We start from the raw sequence: 6,864 nt of genomic DNA, 5'->3' as shown, positions 1-6,864 counted from the left end.
AATCGTAAGACTAGCCGAGTCAAAAGCTCGACTAGCGGTGTCCAACGAAGCGTCAAAAAAGAAAGGTTAGTAGCTTAGGCTATTATCTTGGAAGCTCGATGCCTTTAGGCGCGAGTAGTTCACTAAATATAGGCTAAGTAAACAGCAAGCAATGCACATATTTGGATTTAAGAAAACAACATACCACAAGTACACGAGCCCAAAATACGAAGAAGAGATAAGTAACAGTGTTTCAATTATTTGCGAGTGCCTTGATCACATGGGTAAAGGAAAAGCAAAGAGATACTTAGAACTAAAACTCTCAACACACCGAGATAAGTCAGTTAGAAAACTATTAACCTGACGTATAGTCTTGTTTACTCTTAGGGGGTGAACTATGTTTATAATAGCTCATATTGCGTTCGTTACCTTTGCATATTTAGGGATTCATTTGGGAAAATTTGTTTTTAGCAAAAAATTACTAGGTAATTGAGCGATACCCCCTAGATTTATCTAATTTTAATATTAAATTAAGCTTATATTTGTTTCGGTTTTTTTACCCCACCTATAAAAAGTTAATATTAAAAACATGGAGTTATTGAAACAACAGTGTGAAGTGAATCACTTATGGGCGCCACCTTAATGTCGAATAAGGGGAGCTCATAAAGTTTCGAAAAATTTTTAAGTATGGAAGTTTGACAATAATAAGCACAGCCTCTATATTTAAAGTGTATTTAATAAATTATTGAGCCAGCAAATTCCTAATTGATTATCAATACCCAAGCATACAAACTCACCTTCATCCCTAAGTTTGTATGCTTTTTTCTTTTGTATCCTAGTTTAGCCAGAATGACGCTGGATTTGCTTTTTGTGCTTCTATACTTTGCTGGTTTGGTATTCTATAACAGAGGTTTAGCTATTAGGTGACATTTTGTTCTTGTCGAGCATTTTCTATTGTTAAAGACTCCCTATATTCAGCAGTTTCTGCTGTCAGTTTCCAATGAACATCAAGTAAATCCTGCTGCTCAACTACTTGTCTAACCTCTGCTATAGAGGTTTTGAAAAACTCTTTTTTGGGATTTACTTTGTTTACTTGCTCTCTCAAATCTTCTGTGAAGTTATTTTTCTAGTGTAGGGGCATCCACACTATAGATCATGGTATGCATATCAAATGATAATGGAGCAAAGGCACCTCAGAGCCCTTTTACTCTATCAGGTGGCTTTAATTGAGCAAATTTTAATTAAAAATCTAATGAAAATTAGGATTTAGATGGAAATATAGATTTTAAAATATCTTCAAATAAATAGTCATGGCTCTATGTTTAATGAAGTGTTTTAAGAAAAAATTAACCGGATATACAATCATTGCAAGCATGGTTGGTCAAACCATTGCTGTATCAGTAATTGGGGTATGGGCTGGGTTACTATCGATTGCCACTCCATTTGAAACAGCTATTGCTGCACAGGAACGGTTTGACCAAATTCAGCAAAAATACAAAACTGATGATCCAACAAATAACCGCTCCGATGATCAACGTTTAAATCAAACGTTATTAAAATACCCACATCAAACAGTCATAAATCCAAATCGAGAAAATGAGATAATTCAAAAATACTACCTAACCCCACAGACATCTAGAACAGTTGATTTGTCTGCTTATGGTAATTATGGAGACAATGCACAGCAGCAGATTGAAGATAGCGTAAATGTTGCGAGAGACATGTCAAAGTCAGCTGTTGTTCCATCGACTAATGCTAGTGGAGGTTTAATTACAAATTATAGTAATGGAGGAGTTTCGCTTACAAAAGATGATAGTGGTAATTATGTTGGGACTATTGATGAATCAAAAGTTACTGAGCATGTTTCTAATCAAAACGAGTACACTAGCTCAGAGCTAAATCACTCTCAAACAACATTTGAGGCAGACAGTCACTATGGTAATGAGACAGAGTTTTATGCTTCAGGAACCACTAAAATAAACAGTTTGAAAACAGACACTGCTAGTGATGCAACTGTATACCAAACAATTCAATCAATTCAGAATGACAATAAACCCCCAGAAATAAACCCCAGAAGCAGTATTTTCAATTACGGATTTAATGAAGTGAATGATGCCCTTGACGGTACCGGATCATGGTTATCGTCATGTACAGATGAGTCAGTTGACATAACACGTGAATTTACATCAACACAATCAACAAATCATTTATGTATGCAACCCCTTGCAAGCAATAGCTTATATTGCGAAGTTGAAAGAGCTACACCAGTTGCTTATGACGTAATAGTGCAAATGGCGGGTAAGGGGAAGCAGTTTTTAACAGTAGAATTTGACCTAAAGAAGCAAACTGCTAAGACAATAGCCCCAACCGATTCAATTGCAACAGAGCTGAAATTTGAAGGTCCAAGTTTTGAAGATTTCTGCACAGTTAATAATACTAATATTAATAGGGTAAGCCTTGGTGCTTGGCCCAACACCACACTAGATGGAAGTATTGATGAAAGTACTTGGATTCGAGAGTTGCAAGCGCCAACATGTGCAAATGGTTTAAAAGGTATTGTCCAAGTTGAAGATAAAACTGATGATAGTGGTGATACAAAATGGATCTTGAACGCTCAAGTAAGATACAGGTTTACTGGTGAAGTAGGGGAAAACAAGCAGTATCCAGCTGGTTGCTATGATGCGATTGAAAGTGAGCTTAAGGAAAGCAATGGCTTAGCAGGGTTTAGTGACACAATTAGTGGTGGTACTGAAAGCCGGTTTGAAGGTTTTTGTAAATTTGATAGCTATACAAATATCGAGGTTGGTAGCGTTGGATTACCCCCAGAAATATTAGAAACAGTCCCTCCTTTTTATAATGGTGATACAGGAAATAAAACTTGGAGAGTTAACCTTGATGGATACAATTGTGATCCTACTAAAGGTGAAGATTACTGTATTGTAACTCGGAGAGCCACTGAGGAAGAAAAAGCAGCAGGGATAGGGGATGAATTCCAATGTTATTCCTGGGATGAGATAGAATCTCAACCAAACCACTGCACTACCTACCAAACTGATACGCAATGTCAAGAAATTGAGAGAACATGTGCTGAAGGGTGGCTTTGGGAGCGAGATGACGCCGATGATATTTGCTTCGCTTACACAATTGAGTATCAATGTGATGAGGAGGTTGTTTCGACTGTAACAAGCTCCGTAACACAGAATACCTGTGCGGCTACATTGCCTTGTGTTGGAGGGAATTGTGAAACATCAAATAGTGAAGTTAATGATCAATTCGCAGATGTTCTTGCTATGGCTACAGTAATACAACATATGGAAGATGGGATGAACTGTGAAGATCCTACAGACCCATCAACGTGCACTATTTTTAAAGGTGAAGGCAAATTTTGCTCTTGGGAGCCAAGTGGTTTAGGTAATGACTGTTGTGAGGCTCCTGATGGTGTTGATATTTATGAATATGCACAAGCTGCTTATGGCATGCTACAAGCAGATGCATTTGTAGCTGGACTAGATGGAACCAGTAATGCTGTAGTAGGCGGCTATCAGAGTCTGAGAGAACCTATTGCTAATGCAGCTACAACTGCTGGTGAAGCTGTTTCAAGCGCTTGGTCTTCAGTGTCTACAGTATTTACTGATGCGGCAAGTACTGCGGCAGGTAATGCAGTAGGGGAGGTGGTTGATGCATCTGGGGCCGCAATGGATATTTTCTCTAAGCAGGCTATGGAAAAACTACAACAAGCGGTTATGAAATATGTTTATGATTCGATTCCAGAGGAGTTAGCTCAGGCATTAATGACAGAGACTGTTAAGAATGGGGCATCAACAGTGGTGCTATCAGAAGGAGCAAGTCAAGCTGTAGCGGTAATTGGTTATGTATATGCTGCATACATGGTGTATCAATATATTAAACTAGCTTTAAATTTGCTCACTGCTTGCCACGAGTATGAAATGGATATGGGAATTAGGCTTGCTACGAAACAATGTATTCCCGTAGGAAAGAAATATTGTGCTGAAGATGCTTTGGGTGTCTGCTATCTACGTCGTCAAGATTATTGCTGTTATGACTCCATCCTATCTCGAATAATAATGGAACAAGCATCCCCAATGCTTGGCCATGACCTAGAAGAATATACAACAGAAGAAGTTGATGGTTCAAAATTAAGGAATTGTCCGGGGTTAACCCCTGAACAACTGTCTAACCTAGACTGGAATCAAATTGATTTAAGCGAATGGATTAACATAATGATCGAGTCTGGTATTGCTGATTTTGCTCAAGACCTTGATAAGCTAACTGGTTCTGGTCGACTACTTAATAATGAAGGTCGAGAAAACGCTGTTGATAGAACAACACAAAGAGCTGTTGACGCTGAGCTTGCTGAGAGAGCTATTGAAACAAGAAGTATCATAAATGCAGATGATATTGATTGTTCATATGTGCCGAGACCATTGGCATGCTACTTCCTTAATGATTAATGATTAATGATTAATGATTAATGATTAATGATTAATGATTAATGATTAATGATTAATGATTAATGATTAATGATTGTAAAGTTGCGCGATATAAATAATAAAGTACGATAGAGACACTTTCGGGACAAACGAGGAAATCTATGAAAAATATAACTAAAATATCCTTAGCTTCAGTCATGGCATTAACTTTATCAGCTTGTTCATCAACAAAAGAGCCAATTGTGTTTGATAGCTTTCAAGCAAATGAGAATGACTCATTTGCAAAAACAACAATGCGCTTAGCTGGCAGCAATAAGTTTATGGACAGTGCTGACGGAAAGTCAGGGACACGCAAAGTACCTGGCTCGAGTGTAATGGCTCTAGGTCAGCTGTTAATGTTAGATTTTACTGGAGCAGCCAGTACAGCCATTAATGATAGTATCATTGAAGACGAGCCTTTAGCTAAGAACGCCCAATTTATAGTTAAGGTTGAGAATGTAAGTCAATCAGCACTTGCAAATCCTGAAAGTATTATTGCTAGAGCTTCGAAAAAGCTTGATGAAATTGCTGCCAAGAAAGGGCTTGAAATAGAGTCAGAAAGGACAACAAGTACTCAGCGAATCATCAACTATAAAAACAAAAATCAATGTGAAAATTTGATTCTTGTTGTAAATAACTGCGGGCAATACATTGGGCTTGGTCGAGTTTCGTCATATGATCAAGAAAGTAAGTCTGCATATGTAATTTTTGAAGCAAATGGAAATTTTGTATCATTGCATTTAATGAGTGATTACATGGGGGATGATGTTTACTTGTATCACCCTAGAAAATTAGGATCAGGTAACTGGGATTACAGTTGGGCTATGTACGCTGGTTCTCATATAGTCATTCACAAAGGGAAAATACATAAATTTATTACTGGGCAAAATTTTGAAGATGGTGTGGATATTAGCGAACTGCGATACGTATTTTTTGAGGAATGGGAAAAAGAAAATAAGAGCGAATACAACGAAAAGTATTACAAAAACCCTAAAGACAAAGGTAAATACTTATACGATTATCACTTAAAAGACATGAGCTTCACTGAATTACCGCTTGATACTAAGTTGTAAATTTACTTGCATTTGAACGTAGTATGTTTACTATTTTATAGCTATCCCATGCTCCACGTTTGGCATTACGACCACTGGACTTGGGCGAAATTGCCGGCCTCTTCAGGCCGGTTTTTTCAATTATGGACAATAGAAAAGTACAAAGTGAATACTCGTGTTGTTTGAAGTATAAGTCACTTCAAACAACAACTCGCGTATACATAGACGGATATAACTTTTACTACGGCTGTTTAAAATGTACAAATTTTAAATGGCTATAGGAAATGTTAGCGATGATGTGACCGATACGTACATTATACCTGATCCACAACAATTAACTGATGCATTGAATGATTTGTATAAGACAGTGCCAGCCCTCGGTTTAAAAGAGTAAGTGATAGGTAAAGAATTTGAAAGGGTAATTGCTACGACCAAGCTAGCCCATATAGGTTTTTAAGATACAAAAAAACCCGCATAAAGCAGGTTTTTTTGTTTTCTTCGTATGTCTACAGGGGGAGGCATAAAGCCAGCATATCCCATAGCTAGTAAGTGAATTGTAAAAGGAGTTGACGATGCCGTCAAGTAATATCAAAAGGTCATTATCTGACTCAAGGTTGAGTACATATGAACAAATTGTTTTTAATGGTACAGCGTTGAGTACAGAGCAAGCATTAAAGCTCTATGCATGGAATGCACAAGTGTCTGCGGCGTTTTTTGCGCCACTTCACCTTTGTGAGGTGGTTTTTAGAAACGCTGTATCTGAAGCCTTGGAGAGAAAATATGGGTTAAATTGGCCTTGGAATACTACATTTGAGCGTAGTTTACCAAACCCTGATAGAGGCTATAGCCCAAGACGTGATCTAATAAATGCCAGAAATGGACAGAACACAACAGGAAAAGTTATTCCCGAATTAAAGTTTGTATTTTGGGAGAAACTGCTAACGAGAAGGTTTGATGATCGTTTATGGACTCCATTCTTGCGTACAGTATTTCCTAATCATGAAGTAACTTTATCAGTGCCGGAAATGCGAAATAAATTGAGGGTTCTTCTTGAGAATGTCAGGGGATTAAGAAATAGAATTGCACATCACGAGCCTATAATTGCGCGAGATCTAGAGTTAGATTTCAAGAATATTGATTTACTAATTAACTATCGCTGCTCAGATACTGCACATTGGACATGGCCTTGTTGATCAAATGCAGCTCTCTAACAAATTCACTTAACTTACTGATATTTAGGCAGACCAAGGGTGTTGATCTTATTTAGCGCCTTCACTTTGATCATCGCTTCAACCAGTTGGCGATTGTAATCACGCGCATTTAGCTTAGCCCCCATCAACTGT

5 protein-coding genes are annotated in these 6,864 nt (G+C 37.7%); 4 read left to right on the top strand and 1 reads right to left on the bottom strand.

Annotation, left to right across the window (positions count from 1 at the left end):
• Positions 1 to 898: 898 nt before the first annotated feature.
• Positions 899 to 1,084, bottom strand: coding sequence for a hypothetical protein (locus L1266_RS21615; protein ID WP_235374321.1), 186 nt, complete (start codon positions 1,082 to 1,084; stop codon positions 899 to 901).
• 220 nt (positions 1,085 to 1,304) lie between these two features.
• On the opposite strand from L1266_RS21615, the gene traN reads away from it, so the two are divergent.
• The 4 genes from traN (at position 1,305) to L1266_RS21600 (ending at position 6,714) form a co-directional block, all read left to right on the top strand.
• Positions 1,305 to 4,451, top strand: a complete 3,147-nt coding sequence (traN, locus tag L1266_RS21610) for a conjugal transfer protein TraN (protein ID WP_235374322.1) — start codon at positions 1,305 to 1,307, stop codon at positions 4,449 to 4,451.
• Positions 4,452 to 4,591: 140 nt separating this feature from the next.
• A complete protein-coding gene (locus L1266_RS21605; protein ID WP_138533957.1) occupies positions 4,592 to 5,542 on the top strand; it encodes a hypothetical protein in 951 nt (316 codons plus the stop codon).
• 250 nt (positions 5,543 to 5,792) lie between these two features.
• The gene (locus L1266_RS22340; protein ID WP_258536053.1) at positions 5,793 to 5,915 is read left to right on the top strand and encodes a hypothetical protein; all 123 of its coding nucleotides are present in this window, start codon (positions 5,793 to 5,795) and stop codon (positions 5,913 to 5,915) included.
• Between the two features lie 178 nt (positions 5,916 to 6,093).
• Positions 6,094 to 6,714: a hypothetical protein gene (locus L1266_RS21600; protein WP_212748038.1), complete on the top strand. Its 621-nt coding sequence runs from the start codon at positions 6,094 to 6,096 to the stop codon at positions 6,712 to 6,714.
• Positions 6,715 to 6,864 lie beyond the last annotated feature (150 nt).

The organism is Pseudoalteromonas sp. Cn5-37, assembly GCF_021532495.1.
In the GTDB taxonomy this organism is placed as follows: domain Bacteria; phylum Pseudomonadota; class Gammaproteobacteria; order Enterobacterales; family Alteromonadaceae; genus Pseudoalteromonas; species Pseudoalteromonas simplex.
Note: the sequence above shows the minus strand (reverse complement) of the source record. Positions and strands in the feature narration are given on the sequence as shown.